We start from the raw sequence: 15,993 nt of genomic DNA, 5'->3' as shown, positions 1-15,993 counted from the left end.
GGTAAGATCGAATGGCTGCTGAAATATTCTGAGTATATGAAAATTGCAATTTTATCCCAAGATGCTTCTCTCTATTCTACGAAACGACTTAAGGAAGCAGGAGAAGCCGAAGGGCATGACGTACGGGTGATTAATTACCTGAGATGCTACATGAATATTACAGCCCATAAACCCAGTGTGATCTACAACGGTAAACCTCTAGAAAGCTTTGATGCCATTATTCCTCGTATTGCTGCTTCAAAAACTTTTTATGGAACAGCCGTAGTAAGACAGTTTGAGGTAATGGGGGTTTTTAGTGCTAATGAATCTCAAGCAATTTTGCGATCGCGTGATAAGCTTCAATGTCTACAAATTCTTGCCCGTGAAGGAATTGGTTTACCAGTAACGGTATTTGCGGATGCGACACAAGATGTTGATGGACTCATTGCAACGGTCGGCGGTGCGCCATTAGTGATTAAATTATTAGAAGGAGCGCAAGGCATCGGCGTAGTTTTAGCGGAAACCCATCAAGCAGCTAAATCGGTAATTGAAGCTTTTCGTCAATTAGATGCCAATATTTTAGTACAAGAATTTATTAAAGAATCCGCAGGCGAAGATCTTCGGTGTTTTGTCGTGGGTGGTAAAGTCATTGCAGCAATGAAACGACAGGGGGCTGACGGTGATTTTCGCTCTAATTTACATCGCGGAGGAAAAGCCGTCAAAGTTAAACTAACTCCCGAAGAAAAGAGTACCGCCATTCGTGCCGCTAAAGCAACGGGTTTAGGTGTCGCTGGTGTAGACTTATTGCGTTCAAATCATGGCCCAGTTGTCTTAGAAGTTAATTCATCTCCGGGGTTAGAAGGAATAGAACAAGCAACAGAGGTAAATGTAGCGGGTAAAATTATCGATTTTGTGACAAAAAATGCTATGTTAGGGACAATCCGCGAGTAAATTCAGCTATGAAAATTGGTCTGGTTATTTTGGGTGTCGGGCGTTGGGGAGTTCACTTTGTCAGAAACTTTTTGCATCATCCTTCGGTAAATTTAATTGGAATTGTTGATCCATCTAATAGTAATTTAGAAAACTGCAAAACGAAATTTAATTTAAATGAACAAGAGATTATTTTAACAACTCAATGGTCAAAAATTAGAGAAAATCAAAATATTAATGCGGTGGTTATCGCTACACCGGCATCAACTCATTATTCTTTGATTGATGATGCTTTAAATTTAGGCTATCATGTACTATCTGAAAAACCTTTAACCCTTGAACCCGCAGAGTGTGTAGCTTTAACACACAAAGCACAACAAAAACAACGCATTTTATTTATTGATCATACTTATCTGTTTCATCCGGTTGTGAAAAAAGGCGCGGAAATTATGCGAGCGCAGTGTCTTGGTGAGTTACGATATGGTTATGCAAGTCGTACTCATTTAGGGCCAGTTCGTCAAGATGTTGATGCTCTTTGGGATTTAGCAATTCATGATCTTGCTATTTTTAATTATTGGTTAGATGATACACCGATCGCTGTACAAGCACAGGGGACAACATGGTTACAATCGGGTTTAGCAGATGTAGTGTGGGCTACTTTAACTTATCCGAGTGGTTTTAAAGTTTACCTACATTGGTGTTGGTTAAATACCGATAAACAAAGACGTTTATGTATTGTTGGATCTCAAGGTAGTTTGATTTTTGATGAGATGTCATCCAATGAACCTTTAGTTTTACAACATGGTTATTTTGAAGATAAATATAGTCCCACGGGAGTCGAAAAAGAAGTAATTTCTGTGACTAAAGATGAACCATTAAAAAATGTTTGCGATCAATTTATCCAATCCATCTACAATCAAAATGTAGAACAAGCAGCATCGGGGAAAGTCGCTACAGATTTAGTCAAAGTCTTAAAAGGATTAAGTTTATCTTTACAAAAAAATGGAGAAATAATTAATCTTGTTTCTTAATTTTTTATTTCAAATATCATGTTTTTTGGCTCTTTTTGAATCATCAGTCAGGAAGAATTAAGAACAATAGTATTAATCAATTCTTTTATCCGATAGGACACGATTTAATTTTTGCAATACAATCGAAAATTATATCAATTTAATCATTGAAGAAAAACCTTTTGTCACGGCTTTTTACCCATTTCCCGAACACCACTCAACAGCATCAACAACCCGCCGACTAATATTAGCACAGCAAGACTTAAAAGAATCCAGTCTAGTGATGTATTAGCTTCCATAATGACTAACCTCGATGTAAAAATGTGATCTTTGTTCAAATAATTTTAACTCGATGAGTGTTGCATTAAGTTACTTATTCCTTGTAAGGCAAATTTAAAACGGGAACCAATTTTTATCTAAAAGTTGTTCGAGAGAGTAGGGACAATTTTGAGGAAAAGTTGTCAGTCTTGTTTTATTAAGGACAATTAGGGCGGCGTTAGAGTAGATTTGTTGCAACTCTTGTGCTAGAAGATTCCGTAAATTTGTCGTCAATTTATCCTCTAGCTGAACTCGAAAAGTTACAATCTCGCCAGCCCAATGATTAATATTTCTATCTCTTTCCGTTTCCCAAAATTCATAGAGAAGTAAATGAATGATAATTTGTAAAAGCAGATTCTTGACAGCACTTTTCTCACTGCGTCCCAAAGCTTCTAACTCCTCGATCAAATGTTCGTAATCTACGCTTTCTAACTGACGATTTTTCAGAAGCCTAATAGTCTGTGTCAGCCATCGATCATACTCAGTGTGATAAAGCTTTTGGAGATCGCTTATCTGAACAGCCATAATTAAAAGAGTTTAAAGTTATACAAATATTATATAAATATCTAACAAATTATTCAAAATTCTTTTAAAAAAAAGATTGAAATGTATCACGAGTAACTGTAAATTATAAATTTATATGAAGTTGGCTCATCTGTAATGCTAGAGGTTAATTTAAAAAATAGATTACACTGAGTAACAAAAAATTATTCTAGCTAGATCACACAGACTATAATTATTGTATAAATAGCCGCAAGCATGGCTAAATCCTGTAAGAAAGGGGGAAATATGGAAATAACACGAAGACAAGAGCAAGAACCGACACCAGAAGAGTTAAAAAAACTTGAGAATCTTAAACAAATGATTGAGCGTGCCGTAGCGGATGGTGTTATAGATGGTGCAGAAATCGAAGCGATTAAACACGAAATATTTAGAAGTAGTAAAGGCTCTGCTGAACAGTTATACCGCGAACTTGAACTATATAACACCTTAATTATTCAAAAACTCCAATCTGACGATTTAGAGTATGGTTCATAATCTCAAACCATGCCTACTGCATTAATAAATGATTGGGTGACTATATTCGTTAAACTGACTTTATCTGCTTTGATGGGTGGGGTGATTGGTTGTAATCGTTATCGGGAACATAAACCAGCAGGAATTAGAACTCATATGCTAGTTTCTCTCGGTTCAACGATTTTTATTATGATTCCTTTTGAAAATCCACATCTTATTACACCTAGTCAAGTGATTCAAGGTGTAGCGCAAGGAATCGGTTTTTTAGGTGCAGGAGAGATTATTCAACAGTTTAATGAGAATAAAACTGGAGAAGTTAAGGTAAAAGGTTTAACATCGGCGGCGGCAATTTGGGTATCTGCTGCATTAGGTATAGCTGTTGGTGCAGGTTTTTATAAAATTGCTTTAGTCGGGTTATTGTTTGTTATTCTAACTCTCGAATTTGCTAAACGATTAGAAAACTAGCTTAATTTATTTTCATAGGAGTTATTTACCATGCCAAACCGCGAAGAAATCATCAAATCTTTTTTAGTTCCGTCAAATAAAAAAATTTCCCTCAAAAAAGACTACGATCCAAGTTACAAAGCAGATTATGTAACAAAAGAAGATGCAGCAGGAATGTTACAAGAAGGAATCGAGCAACTCAAGTTATACCAAGATATGCTCTATGCTCAAGATACTTATGCTTTGCTGATTGTTTTTCAAGCGATGGATGCAGCCGGAAAAGATGGTACGATTAAACACGTCATGTCTGGTGTAAATCCACAAGGATGTCAAGTTTATAGTTTTAAAGCTCCTTCATCTGAAGAGTTAGATCATGACTATTTATGGCGATGTATGAAAGCTTTACCCGAACGAGGACGCATCGGTATCTTTAATCGTTCCTATTATGAAGAAGTTTTAGTAACTAGAGTTCATCCAGAAATCTTAGCACGGCAAAAGTTACCCACAGAGATGAAAGATAAACGCATTTGGCAAAGACGTTTTGAAGAGATCAACAATTTTGAAAAGTATTTAGTGAATAATGGAATTGTTGTCCTCAAATTTTTCTTAAATGTTTCTAAAGCAGAACAAAAAGAACGCTTTTTGGAACGAATCGATCGCCCCGAAAAAAACTGGAAATTTTCCACAAGTGACGCTACAGAACGTGCTTTCTGGGATGATTATATGGAAGCTTATGAAGATATGTTTAATAATACGAGTACAGATTGGGCCCCTTGGTATATTATTCCAGCCGATCGCAAGTGGTTTACTCGTCTCGCTGTGGCTGCTGTCATCGATCAAAAACTAGAAAGCCTCAATTTACAGTATCCAACAGTTAGCGAGGAAAAGAAACAACAGCTATTACAAGCTAAGGAAATATTGGAAAACGAAAAATAATAACGATCTTATTCTGGCAATTCTCCAAAACGTTCTTGATATTGTTGTAATTTCGCTTCCATTTCGGCTAATCTTTGTTGTGCGATTTCTTTTTCCTGTTGTTCCCGTTGTAATTGGGCATCTTTTTGGCGTACAGCTTCGGCTAATTCATCAGGAATCAATAATTTATCGCCGTTATCTTCCCGATAAAAGCCGATGAGTTCTCCTTCTACAACTAATCGTAACTGTAATGGTTCACTGCGTCCGTCTGTAATTAATTTATAAGAATCATCTTGCAGACGATAGCCTTTTAACTGTTGGTTGATCCATTCTCCTCTAGGATCAAAAAGCCAGTATTCAAATACGCCTAATTGTTCATATAAGGTTTTTTTGAACTCTATATCTTTGTTTTTTGTTCCTTCTGATGTCATTTCAAAAATAACTTTAGGGACTTGTTTTTCTTCCCATATTTTGTAATTATCTCTGCCACCAGGTGCGACATCAAAAATCACCATGACATCGGGGGCAACTCGTAAACGCGGCATCCCTTGGGCATAATACATAAATTGGTCGGCTAAAACGGTAGCTTGACGACCCGCTAAATATTGTTTAAGAACTTCTAGAGTCGTTAAAATTGCATAAAGATGTGAGTAGGATTCTGCCAAGGGTTCACCGTCAGAACTAGGGTAAATAATTTCTGTTTCTTTAATGGTTTGAAGCATTTTTTGTGCTAATCTTTATGATCGATACGATTTCCATTGACTGGCTCAAGTTGTTGACGGACATCATCAATCGCTGAGTTGAGTTGTGCTATTTTATCTTCTAGACTACGACGGGCTGTCTCCATCTGACTTTCATTTAAAGTCAAATTAGATTCACTATCTCGCAGTGGTTTTTCACTTTTTTTTAGGCTACGAGACGCTAAAACCGTACCTAAAACACCACCAACAACGCCGCCAAATATAGCACCTGCAACAAATCCAGCCCCAAAACCCTCTTGTTGACTCATAATTTTTACCCCAATGTCTTATTAATATTATGTGCCAAAAGCGCGATCGCCTGCATCACCTAACCCAGGAACAATAAATCCTTTTTCGTTGAGTCCTTCATCAATGATAGCGGTATAAATGTTTAAACTGGGGTACTTTTCGCTTAATTTTTGTAAGGCGGGAGGGGCAGCAACAATCGATATAATGCGTATTAAGGCGGGATCTCCACCTCTACTGATAATTTCAGAAAGGGCATTCTGAATCGAGCCGCCAGTGGCTAACATAGGTTCTAAAATGATGATATGAGTCTGTGGCAAAAAGCGATCGGGAAGTTTATTTAAGTAACAACTCGATTCTAGGGTTTCTTCATCTCTGACTAACCCTAAATGATAAATTGAAGCATTATTAGGTAAGGCTGTTTGTGCGCCATCTAGGATCGCTAGTCCTGCTCTAAGAATAGGTATAATGACGGTGGGAATGTCTTCGTTAATAATTGTTGCGGGGCAGTCGGCGAGAGGCGTTTCGACAATAACGTCTACAGTGGGATACCAATAACGAGTCGCTTCGTAGGTTAACCATCTTCCTAACTCTGTCATGGCGGTTTTAAAGAGAGGATAGGGGGTTTGTACGCTACGTGCGATCGCTAACCAATGTTTAATTAAAGGATGATCAGGAACGTATACACGAAGTTGTATGGTCATTTGGGTGTCTCATGAAGAGGGAATGCTAAATACAAGAAAAGGATGGCCATTTTTTGATTGCTCATCCTTTTCCTTTTAGCTCAAGATTATCATAGACTTAGTTACACAATACTAACTATCACGCCCCTTTTAAAAATTCTAATTATTTAGTGAAAAAGTGTCTATTTCTATCGATTGGGTCTTTTTTATCTTCTAACGACGACGAGTACGCTGTCTTCTGCGGGCTACAGCTTTACGCTTACGTTTTTCTTGGGGGGTTTCAAAGAATTGATGCTTTTTGATATCGGCATAAATTCCGGCTTTAGCAACTTGTCGTTTAAAACGACGTAATGCAGATTCGATGGCTTCGTTTTGACCTACGACAACTTGGGTCATTGTGTACTTCCTATTCCTCCATTTTAAGACAACAGATCTAGACAGATTTTCACCTGTTAGAATCCATCATAATATCATAGCAAGCGATGGGTGATTTTTTAAGGAAGGAATCGATCTAATGCGGCTTTTAGTTCTTCAATTTCGGTGTCGATGTTTCCTTCAAGTGCAGCGCGGGCAACACATTCACTCAAATGCTCGTCTAGAATAATTCGGGCAACTTTATCGATCGCACCCCGAACCGCCGCAATTTGCATTAATACTTCTGGACAAGGGCGACTTTCTGTCACCATTGTTTTAATACCCCGAACGTGTCCTTCAATGCGCGATAAACGATTGACGATTTGTTTTAGAGAAGCTTCACTATGAACATGAGGTTTTGAAGCGTTTTCATGGTGATGGTGTTCATCATGATCATGCTCTTTTGCGATTTTAACTTCTTTTGTGTTTTTGTTGCCTGTGTTTTGATTTTGTGGCGTTAATGATTGGATTTCCATTCTGTATGATTGAGCTTCAAAGGTCTCATGTTTGTCTGACTCCAGTGTGACATAAAGAATACCCAACGAGAGCAGAAGACCCAAGATAAAAATATAATTTTTTTCTTACTTTGAGTTTTTTCTATCCTTCCTATTTGTTCTCAAGTGCCGAGCCAAACGGTTAAACTTGACAAAAAATGTGATAATACAAGATAAATAAATCTGCTTAATTTGTCCTAAGCTCTTGACAAAAAAACAAACTTATGCTTGCAAACTTATCAATAGAAACCTTAATCGTTCCTGCTCTTTATCTAATTCTTAGCGGTTTATATTTATTAATCATTCCGGGTTTAGTCTATTTCTACCTCAAAAGCCGTTGGTATGTTGCCAGTTCTTTTGAAAGAGGCTTTATGTACTTTCTCATGTTTTTCTTTTTCCCTGGAATTTTTTTACTGAGTCCTTTTTTGAACTTTCGTCCACAACGTCGAGAAATCAAAGCCTAAGTTTATAATAGATTTATGCGACGAATTGATGTTATTGGAATTGGTTTAGGCGTTTTTGTCGCCGGAGGACTAATCTATGTTGTTCTTAAAAACACTGGACTAGATGGAATTTCGGCGGGCATTTGGAGTCAAGTTATACTCGTAGGTGGGTTAGTCGGTTGGGTGCTATCTTATTTAGTTCGAGTTCTCAATAGTAAGATGACTTATAATCAGCAGTTGCAAGACTATAAGGCAGCAGTCTTACAAAAACGGCTAGAAGAAATGACCCCAGAAGAACTTGAAAAACTACAAGCAGAAATCGAAAATGAATCTAAAAAGACAATATAATTTACCAAACTGCACTTTAATCGTTGAAGGATTTAGTGATGGGGTCACATCAACAGACGCTTCAAATGGACAACCCACTTTAACCATTGTGACGAATGCTCAATGTCACCTCATCGGAACAAACCAAGTTTTGCAGGGAGGGCGTACCTTTTTAGAAAACTTGTCTCTTGCAGTTAGTAGTTATGCCCAAGAACTTTTAAGCGGGGTTCGTCGTCCCCATGAAGTTACCCCGACAGACGATCACTTAAGTATCGAAAAAATATCAGATACCTATCATCGTTTAACATGGTATCCACCAAGAGACGTTAACACACCCTCTAGTCCAGTTTCATTTAATTTATCAACGGTACAGTTATTTGATCTCGTTGAAGCAGTGGATCAGTTTTATACCGATCAGCGAACTCTACCCGATGTTAACTTAAAATTACAGCCTCTTTCTCGTCGTTATCGTTTAGCCGAAGAACCTATTACTAAAAAAGCCGTTCCGATGGCAGTCGGTTTAAGTAGTTTAGCGGTGTTTGCCGTAGCATTTTATTTTCTACCTATTCCCGAAGTTCGTAAACCCGATCCAAACCCACAAGTTAGCCCTACCCAAACCTTACCACAACCCCCAGTACCTGGGGCAAGTCCTCAGTAAAGATAATAAAAGAGGATAAATTAAGCTTAAAGTCGGGTATTTTTGCCAAGATAACGCAATTAGATAGGATTAATCGATATTAGCGACCCGAAAGCCCATTTTACATTCATATAATGTCGGCTGACTGTTCTGAGGTAGGAATTGTTTTGCTTCCTCTAACATCCGACCACATCTTAACTTTCCTTGATACCAACGCGGTAAACCCTGATGTGTGGCTAACAAACACCCTTGACAGACTTGTTGAGTCGATAGGATTTGTTCATCGGCAAGAATAACTAACATACTCTCACTCTCCTATTGATCCCCGATGTTTCTGCTTCTATTTTAATGCTGATGAATGAGTGATGTAGTTATCTGAGTTACAAATTTACATTCCTAATTCTAATGAAAATTTGCATCCCAAATCCCAATATAGATACGCTCACTTTTTTGACGTTCAATTGTACCTTTTATTGAACCAACGCTAAAAGAATATTTATTTTTTTGTCCTCGATACACTTGTTCTAAGCCTTGTTTTACTGATGGTGTTGCATTACCGACCAATAATTGATTTAAGGTGTGATTCATTGTTTTTAGGCTAACTGATGTATTAAAAGCTACTTCAGTTTGTCGAATTTTTCCAGTTTGATTATCGATTAAATATCCTAAATCAACTTGGTTTGAAATTAAATTTTGATACCGAATAGCCTGACTATCTCCCCATAATCCTTTTTTGATATAAGTGGGTTTTCCTAAACTATTGAATAAAGAACTTTTAAAGGTTCCAACGGGAAAAATAGGGACTTTGGGCGAAAAATATTGGCTTTGGTTTTGGGTTGGCGGCGATATTTCGGGTTCGGGTTCTATTGTCGGTTCTGGTGTTGGTTCTGGTGAGGGTAACGGTTCGGGTTCTGGGGTTGGTTCTGGTAAGGGTAACGGTTCTATTGGTTCTATTGTCGGTTCTGGTGAGGGTAACGGTTCTATCGGTTCTGGTGTCGGTTCTGGGGTTGGTTCCGGCGTTGGTGTTGGTTCTGGTGTGGGGGTTGGTTCCGGCGTTGGTGTTGGTATTGGCGTGGGTTTTGGTGTCGGGGTTCGCGTTGGTGTTGGTCTAGGTTTTGGGGGTGATGGTTCAGTCTCAGGAGAAAGAGTCGGAGTTGGTTCACGACGTTCCGGAAATTTTGGAATAAATGCTTGAAAACCAAAGAAAAAAGAACCTAAAACAAGACCCATTAATAATAATGCGGGAATAAAACAGCCTGGCTTAGTATTTCTCGGTCGTTCTTCTAGTTTTGTCGGATCAAGGATAGGAACTGTAACTGGACGTGTGGGACGTGTGGGACGTGTAGCAGGAGTTGGTTTAACTACGGTTTGCGGACTACCTGGTGATATGGCAACAGTGGGTTCGAGTATCGAGACTTCATTCAACGATAAAGCTTGTAACATAGCTGTAGCACTCGAAAAGCGATCGCGTGGATGAAAACGGATCGATCGATCAATGACGGATGCTAAATTAGAATGAATATCATTTGCTTCTCGCCATAAAATTTCGCCAGTTGCGGGATCAGTTTCTAACTCTTGTGGGGTTTTTCCAGTAAGTAAATAAATCGCCGTTAGACCTAAACCATACAAATCGCTAGAATATACAGGACGACCGGCCGCTTGTTCTGAGGCCATATAGCCCGGTGTACCTGAGATGACGGATAAGGTGGTGTTTCCATAATGATCCATCACTGTCGCTACTGCTTCTTTCATCGCCCCAAAATCGATTAAAACGGGTAAACCATCACTGTAGCGAAGGATGATATTATCGGGTTTGAGATCACGATGAATGATTTTGCGATCGTGAATAAACGCCAGAACTGGCAAAAGATTTAGCAAAATTCCTTTAACTTGATCCGACGATAAGTTCCCTTGTTGCTGTCGTTTTTGAGTTAGGGTTTGTCCTTCTATCCATTCTTGAACGAGATAAAAATTAGCAGATTCAGAGAAATAAGCGTAAAGTCGAGGTATTTGTGAATGTTCTTCGCCTAATTCTTCTAAAATTGTGGCTTCTCGTTGAAAACGTTCTTGTAACCACTGTGGAATAACGGGATATTGAACGATGGGTTTAAGCTGTTTAATGACACATTTGCGACGCGATGGCATATAAGTATCAGTCGCCAAAAATGTCTCGCCAAACCCCCCTCTTGCTAATGTTTGTTGAATCTGATAGCGATTATTTAATAAGTTATTTGTCATCAACGAAACCAGACAGCCTAAGTAATAATTTTTGTTTTATCTTTATATGATACGCTGTTACTTCTCTGATTGTCTTGAGACGGCCAATCTAGTCTTTATGTTGCAGTTGTCAATCTGTAAGATGTTGAAGGATTATTACACAAATATGATATTCTATGTTTACTTAATAGAATGTTATGGTTTTTGGTCAGTTTTAAGTTAATGGCAACTTTGGCATTAATCAAGCTCATTCTATCTAATTTAAAAAGACTATTTTGGGTTTGGTTTTTATTATTTTGGCTTTGTTATATTCCTTCTGCCTTTGCTGTAGAACGAATTCCTTTAACCCTACCTTTATTACAAGAACGAATCCTCGCACCAATTTTAAGTGATGGTGTAGCAACGATTGATCTACGCAATTTATATATTGATTTGAGTGAGAATAATTCAGAATTTCAAGAACAGTTTTATCAATTATTACAAAATCAAATTACTCGTTCTAAAAAACCTCTTAGTCTAGATTTTAGTGAGTCTCAGATTAAAGGTGATTTTTTGGGGCAACGTTTAGGACTTTCGACTGTTTTATCCAAAGCAGCTTTACCCGGTTTACTCACTTTATCTGAGCAAGAATTGTTACAGCAAGATGAAAGTTTCGCTCAAAACGATAATGAGCAATTAACTACTGTTATTATCTTTCGAGGAGCTTTGAAATTTCAAAAAACTAAGTTTATAGGTAAGGTCGATTTTTCTAAAACTTTTTTTCTCAAACCTGTTGAAGCTAATCACACTTTTTTTAGTTCCGAAAGTATTTGGTCTGAGGCTAGATTTGGTCGTGTTGCTGATTTTAGTAATTCAATTTTTGCTAAGGAAGCTAATTTCAATCAAAGTCATTTTTTAAATATTGCAAAATTTCGACAAGTCCAATTTCGCGGTGTTTCTAAATGGATGAATAGTCGGTTTGATACGAGTGGACATTTTACACAATCTGATTTTTCTCAACTGGCTGATTTTAGTAATAGTCGCTGGATAAATGAGGCTAATTTTAATCAAGTTATTTGGCGCGATCGCTCTATTTTTTCTAAAAGTTATTTCCCTCTTGGCATATCTTTAAAAAATTCTACTTTTGAAAAATCTGTTGTTTTTCGCTCAAGTTATTTTAATGATAGGATTGATTTTCAAGATGTCAAATTATTAGATCAAGTTGATTTTAGTAATGCTGAATTTAACAAGCAAGCTACTATTAATGTTTCGGGTTTAGCTTTTGATTCAAATAATGCGAAAATCTTAGGCGATGCTGGTATTATAGGTCAAGTGATTTATTTACCAACACTAGAAGGTAATAACGCTGTTTTAAAAAATTTAGTGAGAAACTTTCGGAGTTTGGAATTAATTTCTGATGCCAATCAAATTGAATATAAAAGAGAACTTTTGAGAATTAAATTTTTAGAAGAGAAAGCTTTACTTAAATCTTTTGTACAGATTTTTAATTTTACTTGGTTTAAACATTTTATTTATTGGATTTTCTTAAATATTTTATTGCTTTTAAGTAATTATGGAACGAATTCTAATTTAGTTTTTAGTGTAGGAATTATGATTATTAGTTATTTTGGTTTTTTGTTTTGGCTACTTGATCGCTGGCGAAGAAAATATCCTACACCCATTCTTCCGAGTCGTTATGATATTATTTGTATGGTCAGTAGTTATATAGGATTAACGCTGATTGGTTTATCAGTAATTTTCCAAACTTCTATTCATCCTTGGCTTAGTTTAGGATGTTTATCTTTTATTTTATTTCCAATTCCTTTAACTTTAATTTTTCTTGTTTATCAAAATGGTCGTTATCATGATTTAATGAATACTTCCTATTTAGTCCAAGATGGGACACTTAGACAGCTTAGGATCTTAATTGGTCGTTTACCGATTATTCCTGATTATCTTCCTTTTCGTGAAAGATATCTACCAATACTTTGGGAACGTCGCTGGAATTGGTTAAATTATTATGATTTTAGTTTAAATAATTTACTGAAAACAGGCTTTAATGATATTCGCTTACGTGATGAACAATTACCCAGTTTAATTACAAGTTTAGTTTGGTATCAATGGACGTTAGGAATTCTTTATATCAGTCTTTTACTTTGGACTCTTTCTCGAACCATCCCTGGATTAAATTTATTAATTTATTTAAAGTAGAATTAAGTAAAAAAAGAGGGTTTGGAAACCAAAACCCTACAGATAATTTGTAAAAATGTGTGATGAGTATAAGTTGTATTACTAAATCAAACTTTCTACGGGAGTCCGAAAATCTGAACAATCAAGTTGTTCTTCATCTTGAACTGTATTTATTGAATTACAATTAAGACAAGCTTGGGCAAATCCTAAAAACAGGGGATGGGCTTGACTGGGACGAGAACGGAATTCAGGATGAAATTGAGTCGCAATAAAAAACGGATGTCCTGTAAGTTCGATAATTTCCACTAAACGACCATCGGGGGAAGAACCGCTAACCTTATACCCAGACTCAAGAAATAGATTACGATAGGCATTATTAAACTCATACCGATGGCGATGACGTTCGTAGACGACTTCTTGTCCATACAGCGAAAACGTCAGCGTATTGGGGGTTAAGCGACAAGGATACAAGCCTAAACGCATTGTCCCACCTAAGTCGATCACGTCTTCTTGTTCGGGTAAAAGATTAATGACGGGGTTCGGTGTTTCGGGGTGAAATTCTGCACTACTAGCCTGATCGAGTTTTGCTACATTACGCGCCCATTCAATAATACTACACTGCATCCCTAGACAGAGTCCAAGGAAAGGGATTTTATTCTCACGCGCATATTGAATCGCTTTGACTTTGCCATCAACTCCACGAACCCCAAATCCGCCTGGTACAACGATTCCGCTAACTCCTTTTAGATGTAACTCAATATTTTCGTTTTCTAAATCTTCTGCATTAATCCAACGAAATTGAATATCACTATCAACGGCGATCGCAGCGTGACGTAATGCTTCAACAACGGATAAATAAGCATCACTCAATTGAACATATTTTCCAACGATCGCCACTTCAAGATCCCGTTTAGGCGACTTCATGCGTTGTACTAATGTTTCCCAATGAGATAAATCAGGTTGTCTTTGTTCAAGATTAAAAATGTCTAGGGTTTGCTGTGCTAATCCTTCTTGTTCTAGCATTAAAGGAACTTCATAGATACTGCTGGCATCTTGTGAGGTAATGACTGATTCTACGGGAACATCACAAAAAGCCGATAGTTTTTCTTTTATTCCACTAGCAAGAGGAAGATGACTCCGACAGACGAGAATATCGGGTTGTATCCCAATCGATCTTAGTTCTTTTACCGAATGCTGTGTCGGTTTCGTTTTCATTTCCTTAGCGGCAGGAATCCAAGGAATTAGGGTAACGTGCATATAAATAACATTATTGCGCCCTACTTCTTTGCGAAATTGTCGAATTGCTTCTAAAAAGGGCAAAGATTCAATATCGCCAACGGTTCCCCCAATTTCAGTAATGACAATATCGGGGTTTGTATCCTTAGCAACTCGCAAAATCCGTTCTTTAATTTCGTTGGTAATATGAGGAATAACTTGAACGGTTCCTCCCATATACGCCCCGCGACGTTCTTTATTGATCACCGCTTGATAAATTGATCCCGTCGTGACACTATTAAGACGAGACATCGCTGTATCGGTGAAGCGTTCATAATGTCCTAAATCTAAGTCTGTTTCCGCCCCGTCATCTGTAACAAAGACTTCTCCGTGTTGAAAGGGACTCATTGTACCTGGATCGACGTTAATATAAGGATCTAGTTTGAGAATAGACACAGAATAATTCCTGGACTTTAATAACCGTCCCAAACTCGCCGCTACAATACCTTTACCGATACTGGAGACAACGCCCCCAGTAACAAATACAAACTTACTCATAAAAATTCATTTCTGACTTAACTCTCGATTCTATGTTAACTTTCTTGATCGACTTACACGCAAATTGTAGCATCTAAAAAATTGGCTCAATACAGTTCATATTTGAGCAGTGTACAGGGTAAAGAACCATTCATGACGGCGATCCGACGCGATGTCCGTAAACCGACTTGTTTACCGAGTTCTTTATTTCCCGTTAAAATATAAGCCGTCCAACCTTTAAACTGTTGCTTAAAAACGTCACCAAGCTGTTTATAGAGTAATCCTAATTCTTGGGTATTTCCTAAACGTTTTCCATAAGGTGGGTTACAGATAATAATACCGCGATCGCATGGGGCTTCGATTTGGCTAATCTGTTTTCGGCTAAACTGAATATACTCCTCGATTTGGCAAAAAGCTGCATTAGATTTCGCTTCTTCTAAGGTTTCTCGATCTGCGTCACTTCCATAAATTGGCGCATCTAGGGAGAATTTTTGACGTTGTTTTGCTTCATTTAAGACTTTTTTCCACAGTTCCGGCGCAAAATCTCGCCATTTCTGAAATCCAAATCCCGATCGATATAAACCTGGTGCAATATCTAAGGATTTTAGGGTTGCTTCGATGGGTAATGTTCCTGAACCACAACAGGGATCTAAAAAAGGTAGTTCGGGTGTCCATTGTGCTAATTCTAGCAGAGCCGCCGCTAAGGTTTCTTTAAGAGGGGCTACACCCATCGCTCGATGATAACCCCGACGGTGTAAACTTCCCCCAGAACTATCTAAACTGAGTGAACAGCGATCGTTTTCAATATGTGCGTTAATCTGTAGATCAGGATGATTGATATCCACTGAGGAACGTATCCCAGTTTGTTCGCGCTGCTGATCGATAATTGCGTTTTTGATGCCTAATGCTGTGTAATGAGTATGATTTAGGTTATAATTCGTGCCTGTACAATGAACGGCTAAGTTGTCTTTGGGTGAAAGATATTCGCGCCAATCAATACTCTGAATATTTTTATATAATTGATCTGAATTCTTACATTCAATCTCGGCGATCGGAACTAAAACCCGAAAAATCAGTCTTGACCATAGATTAACCCGATACAGTAATTCTTGATCTCCTGTAAAATGTATCCCTGTAAAAACGGTTTGAATATTTTCGGCCCCTAATGTTTTTAATTCTTCGGCGGCTATTTCTTCAAGTCCTCTAGCTACAGTAGCAAAATAGGATTGCGTCATCGTTTCAATTTAATTTACTATTA

The 15,993-nt window shown here is 37.6% G+C and carries 19 protein-coding genes; 9 read left to right on the top strand and 10 right to left on the bottom strand.

The features are described from left to right. The first annotated feature begins 36 nt into the window (after positions 1 to 36). On the top strand, positions 37 to 930 hold the full coding sequence (gene rimK / locus C7H19_RS08745; protein WP_106456497.1) for a 30S ribosomal protein S6--L-glutamate ligase: 894 nt from the start codon (positions 37 to 39) through the stop codon (positions 928 to 930). Between the two features lie 8 nt (positions 931 to 938). Next, complete coding sequence (locus C7H19_RS08740; RefSeq protein WP_106456496.1) at positions 939 to 1,940, top strand: Gfo/Idh/MocA family protein; 1,002 nt, start codon at positions 939 to 941, stop codon at positions 1,938 to 1,940. Positions 1,941 to 2,312: 372 nt separating this feature from the next. On the opposite strand, the gene C7H19_RS08730 is transcribed toward C7H19_RS08740, so the two are convergent. After that, on the bottom strand, positions 2,313 to 2,762 hold the full coding sequence (locus tag C7H19_RS08730) for a DUF29 domain-containing protein (protein ID WP_106456494.1): 450 nt from the start codon (positions 2,760 to 2,762) through the stop codon (positions 2,313 to 2,315). Between the two features lie 264 nt (positions 2,763 to 3,026). Between C7H19_RS08730 and C7H19_RS08725 the strand changes: the two genes are divergently transcribed. Genes C7H19_RS08725 through C7H19_RS08715 form a run of 3 tightly spaced genes read left to right on the top strand, consistent with a single transcriptional unit; the run spans position 3,027 to position 4,634 of the window. After that, positions 3,027 to 3,275 (top strand): hypothetical protein, encoded by a 249-nt coding sequence (locus C7H19_RS08725; RefSeq protein ID WP_106456493.1) that lies wholly within the window; start codon positions 3,027 to 3,029, stop codon positions 3,273 to 3,275. A 9-nt stretch (positions 3,276 to 3,284) separates the two neighbouring features. Next, positions 3,285 to 3,719 carry an MgtC/SapB family protein gene (locus C7H19_RS08720; RefSeq protein ID WP_106456492.1) on the top strand — a complete coding sequence of 145 codons (435 nt, stop codon included), beginning with the start codon at positions 3,285 to 3,287 and terminating at the stop codon, positions 3,717 to 3,719. 30 nt (positions 3,720 to 3,749) lie between these two features. Then, entirely contained in the window at positions 3,750 to 4,634 is an 885-nt protein-coding gene (locus C7H19_RS08715) for a polyphosphate kinase 2 family protein (RefSeq protein ID WP_106456491.1), read from the top strand. A gap of 8 nt (positions 4,635 to 4,642) precedes the next feature. Here the strand turns inward: C7H19_RS08715 and C7H19_RS08710 are convergent, their stop codons facing one another. From C7H19_RS08710 to C7H19_RS08690, 5 genes are all read right to left on the bottom strand, one after another. After that, positions 4,643 to 5,335 (bottom strand): Uma2 family endonuclease, encoded by a 693-nt coding sequence (locus tag C7H19_RS08710; RefSeq protein ID WP_106456490.1) that lies wholly within the window; start codon positions 5,333 to 5,335, stop codon positions 4,643 to 4,645. Positions 5,336 to 5,343: 8 nt separating this feature from the next. Beyond that, a complete protein-coding gene (locus C7H19_RS08705) occupies positions 5,344 to 5,622 on the bottom strand; it encodes a ssl2009 family thylakoid membrane protein (protein ID WP_106456489.1) in 279 nt (92 codons plus the stop codon). A 27-nt stretch (positions 5,623 to 5,649) separates the two neighbouring features. After that, on the bottom strand, positions 5,650 to 6,303 hold the full coding sequence (gene upp / locus C7H19_RS08700) for a uracil phosphoribosyltransferase (protein ID WP_106456488.1): 654 nt from the start codon (positions 6,301 to 6,303) through the stop codon (positions 5,650 to 5,652). 192 nt (positions 6,304 to 6,495) lie between these two features. Next, positions 6,496 to 6,678 carry a 30S ribosomal protein S21 gene (gene rpsU / locus C7H19_RS08695; RefSeq protein WP_002738938.1) on the bottom strand — a complete coding sequence of 61 codons (183 nt, stop codon included), beginning with the start codon at positions 6,676 to 6,678 and terminating at the stop codon, positions 6,496 to 6,498. Between the two features lie 98 nt (positions 6,679 to 6,776). Further along, on the bottom strand, positions 6,777 to 7,172 hold the full coding sequence (locus tag C7H19_RS08690) for a metal-sensing transcriptional repressor (RefSeq protein WP_219907618.1): 396 nt from the start codon (positions 7,170 to 7,172) through the stop codon (positions 6,777 to 6,779). A gap of 242 nt (positions 7,173 to 7,414) precedes the next feature. Here C7H19_RS08690 and ndhL point away from each other — a divergent pair, with 242 nt between their 5' ends. From ndhL to C7H19_RS08675, 3 genes are read left to right on the top strand one after another with little or no spacing between them, the layout of a single operon-like run. Continuing rightward, positions 7,415 to 7,654: an NAD(P)H-quinone oxidoreductase subunit L gene (gene ndhL / locus C7H19_RS08685; protein WP_106456487.1), complete on the top strand. Its 240-nt coding sequence runs from the start codon at positions 7,415 to 7,417 to the stop codon at positions 7,652 to 7,654. 15 nt (positions 7,655 to 7,669) lie between these two features. Beyond that, on the top strand, positions 7,670 to 7,981 hold the full coding sequence (locus C7H19_RS08680) for a DUF3007 family protein (RefSeq protein ID WP_106456486.1): 312 nt from the start codon (positions 7,670 to 7,672) through the stop codon (positions 7,979 to 7,981). Continuing rightward, positions 7,959 to 8,618: a DUF4335 domain-containing protein gene (locus C7H19_RS08675; protein ID WP_106456485.1), complete on the top strand. Its 660-nt coding sequence runs from the start codon at positions 7,959 to 7,961 to the stop codon at positions 8,616 to 8,618. Before C7H19_RS08680 ends, C7H19_RS08675 begins: the two co-directional genes overlap by 23 nt. A 69-nt stretch (positions 8,619 to 8,687) precedes the next feature. On the opposite strand, the gene C7H19_RS08670 is transcribed toward C7H19_RS08675, so the two are convergent. Both C7H19_RS08670 and C7H19_RS08665 read right to left on the bottom strand, forming a co-directional pair. Then, positions 8,688 to 8,900 carry a hypothetical protein gene (locus C7H19_RS08670; RefSeq protein ID WP_106456484.1) on the bottom strand — a complete coding sequence of 71 codons (213 nt, stop codon included), beginning with the start codon at positions 8,898 to 8,900 and terminating at the stop codon, positions 8,688 to 8,690. Positions 8,901 to 8,999: 99 nt separating this feature from the next. After that, entirely contained in the window at positions 9,000 to 10,835 is a 1,836-nt protein-coding gene (locus C7H19_RS08665; RefSeq protein ID WP_106456483.1) for a serine/threonine-protein kinase, read from the bottom strand. Between the two features lie 201 nt (positions 10,836 to 11,036). Between C7H19_RS08665 and C7H19_RS08660 the strand changes: the two genes are divergently transcribed. Beyond that, a complete protein-coding gene (locus C7H19_RS08660; protein WP_106456640.1) occupies positions 11,037 to 13,004 on the top strand; it encodes a pentapeptide repeat-containing protein in 1,968 nt (655 codons plus the stop codon). Positions 13,005 to 13,085: 81 nt separating this feature from the next. Here the strand turns inward: C7H19_RS08660 and C7H19_RS08655 are convergent, their stop codons facing one another. After that, positions 13,086 to 14,756, bottom strand: coding sequence for a CTP synthase (locus C7H19_RS08655; RefSeq protein ID WP_106456482.1), 1,671 nt, complete (start codon positions 14,754 to 14,756; stop codon positions 13,086 to 13,088). An 86-nt stretch (positions 14,757 to 14,842) separates the two neighbouring features. Continuing rightward, on the bottom strand, positions 14,843 to 15,970 hold the full coding sequence (locus C7H19_RS08650) for a THUMP domain-containing class I SAM-dependent RNA methyltransferase (protein ID WP_106456481.1): 1,128 nt from the start codon (positions 15,968 to 15,970) through the stop codon (positions 14,843 to 14,845). Positions 15,971 to 15,993 lie beyond the last annotated feature (23 nt).

Origin of the sequence: Aphanothece hegewaldii CCALA 016 (genome assembly GCF_003007785.1) — a bacterium.
In the GTDB taxonomy this organism is placed as follows: domain Bacteria; phylum Cyanobacteriota; class Cyanobacteriia; order Cyanobacteriales; family Microcystaceae; genus Chroococcus; species Chroococcus hegewaldii.
Note: the sequence above shows the minus strand (reverse complement) of the source record. Positions and strands in the feature narration are given on the sequence as shown.

Coding starts and splice junctions, on each gene's coding strand:
- rimK (WP_106456497.1), top strand. CDS start 37: ATGAAAATTGCAATTTTATCCCAAGATGCTTCTCTCTATTCTACGAAA.
- C7H19_RS08740 (WP_106456496.1), top strand. CDS start 939: ATGAAAATTGGTCTGGTTATTTTGGGTGTCGGGCGTTGGGGAGTTCAC.
- C7H19_RS08730 (WP_106456494.1), bottom strand. CDS start 2,762: ATGGCTGTTCAGATAAGCGATCTCCAAAAGCTTTATCACACTGAGTAT.
- C7H19_RS08725 (WP_106456493.1), top strand. CDS start 3,027: ATGGAAATAACACGAAGACAAGAGCAAGAACCGACACCAGAAGAGTTA.
- C7H19_RS08720 (WP_106456492.1), top strand. CDS start 3,285: ATGCCTACTGCATTAATAAATGATTGGGTGACTATATTCGTTAAACTG.
- C7H19_RS08715 (WP_106456491.1), top strand. CDS start 3,750: ATGCCAAACCGCGAAGAAATCATCAAATCTTTTTTAGTTCCGTCAAAT.
- C7H19_RS08710 (WP_106456490.1), bottom strand. CDS start 5,335: ATGCTTCAAACCATTAAAGAAACAGAAATTATTTACCCTAGTTCTGAC.
- C7H19_RS08705 (WP_106456489.1), bottom strand. CDS start 5,622: ATGAGTCAACAAGAGGGTTTTGGGGCTGGATTTGTTGCAGGTGCTATA.
- upp (WP_106456488.1), bottom strand. CDS start 6,303: ATGACCATACAACTTCGTGTATACGTTCCTGATCATCCTTTAATTAAA.
- rpsU (WP_002738938.1), bottom strand. CDS start 6,678: ATGACCCAAGTTGTCGTAGGTCAAAACGAAGCCATCGAATCTGCATTA.
- C7H19_RS08690 (WP_219907618.1), bottom strand. CDS start 7,172: ATGGAAATCCAATCATTAACGCCACAAAATCAAAACACAGGCAACAAA.
- ndhL (WP_106456487.1), top strand. CDS start 7,415: ATGCTTGCAAACTTATCAATAGAAACCTTAATCGTTCCTGCTCTTTAT.
- C7H19_RS08680 (WP_106456486.1), top strand. CDS start 7,670: ATGCGACGAATTGATGTTATTGGAATTGGTTTAGGCGTTTTTGTCGCC.
- C7H19_RS08675 (WP_106456485.1), top strand. CDS start 7,959: ATGAATCTAAAAAGACAATATAATTTACCAAACTGCACTTTAATCGTT.
- C7H19_RS08670 (WP_106456484.1), bottom strand. CDS start 8,900: ATGTTAGTTATTCTTGCCGATGAACAAATCCTATCGACTCAACAAGTC.
- C7H19_RS08665 (WP_106456483.1), bottom strand. CDS start 10,835: ATGACAAATAACTTATTAAATAATCGCTATCAGATTCAACAAACATTA.
- C7H19_RS08660 (WP_106456640.1), top strand. CDS start 11,037: ATGGCAACTTTGGCATTAATCAAGCTCATTCTATCTAATTTAAAAAGA.
- C7H19_RS08655 (WP_106456482.1), bottom strand. CDS start 14,756: ATGAGTAAGTTTGTATTTGTTACTGGGGGCGTTGTCTCCAGTATCGGT.
- C7H19_RS08650 (WP_106456481.1), bottom strand. CDS start 15,970: ATGACGCAATCCTATTTTGCTACTGTAGCTAGAGGACTTGAAGAAATA.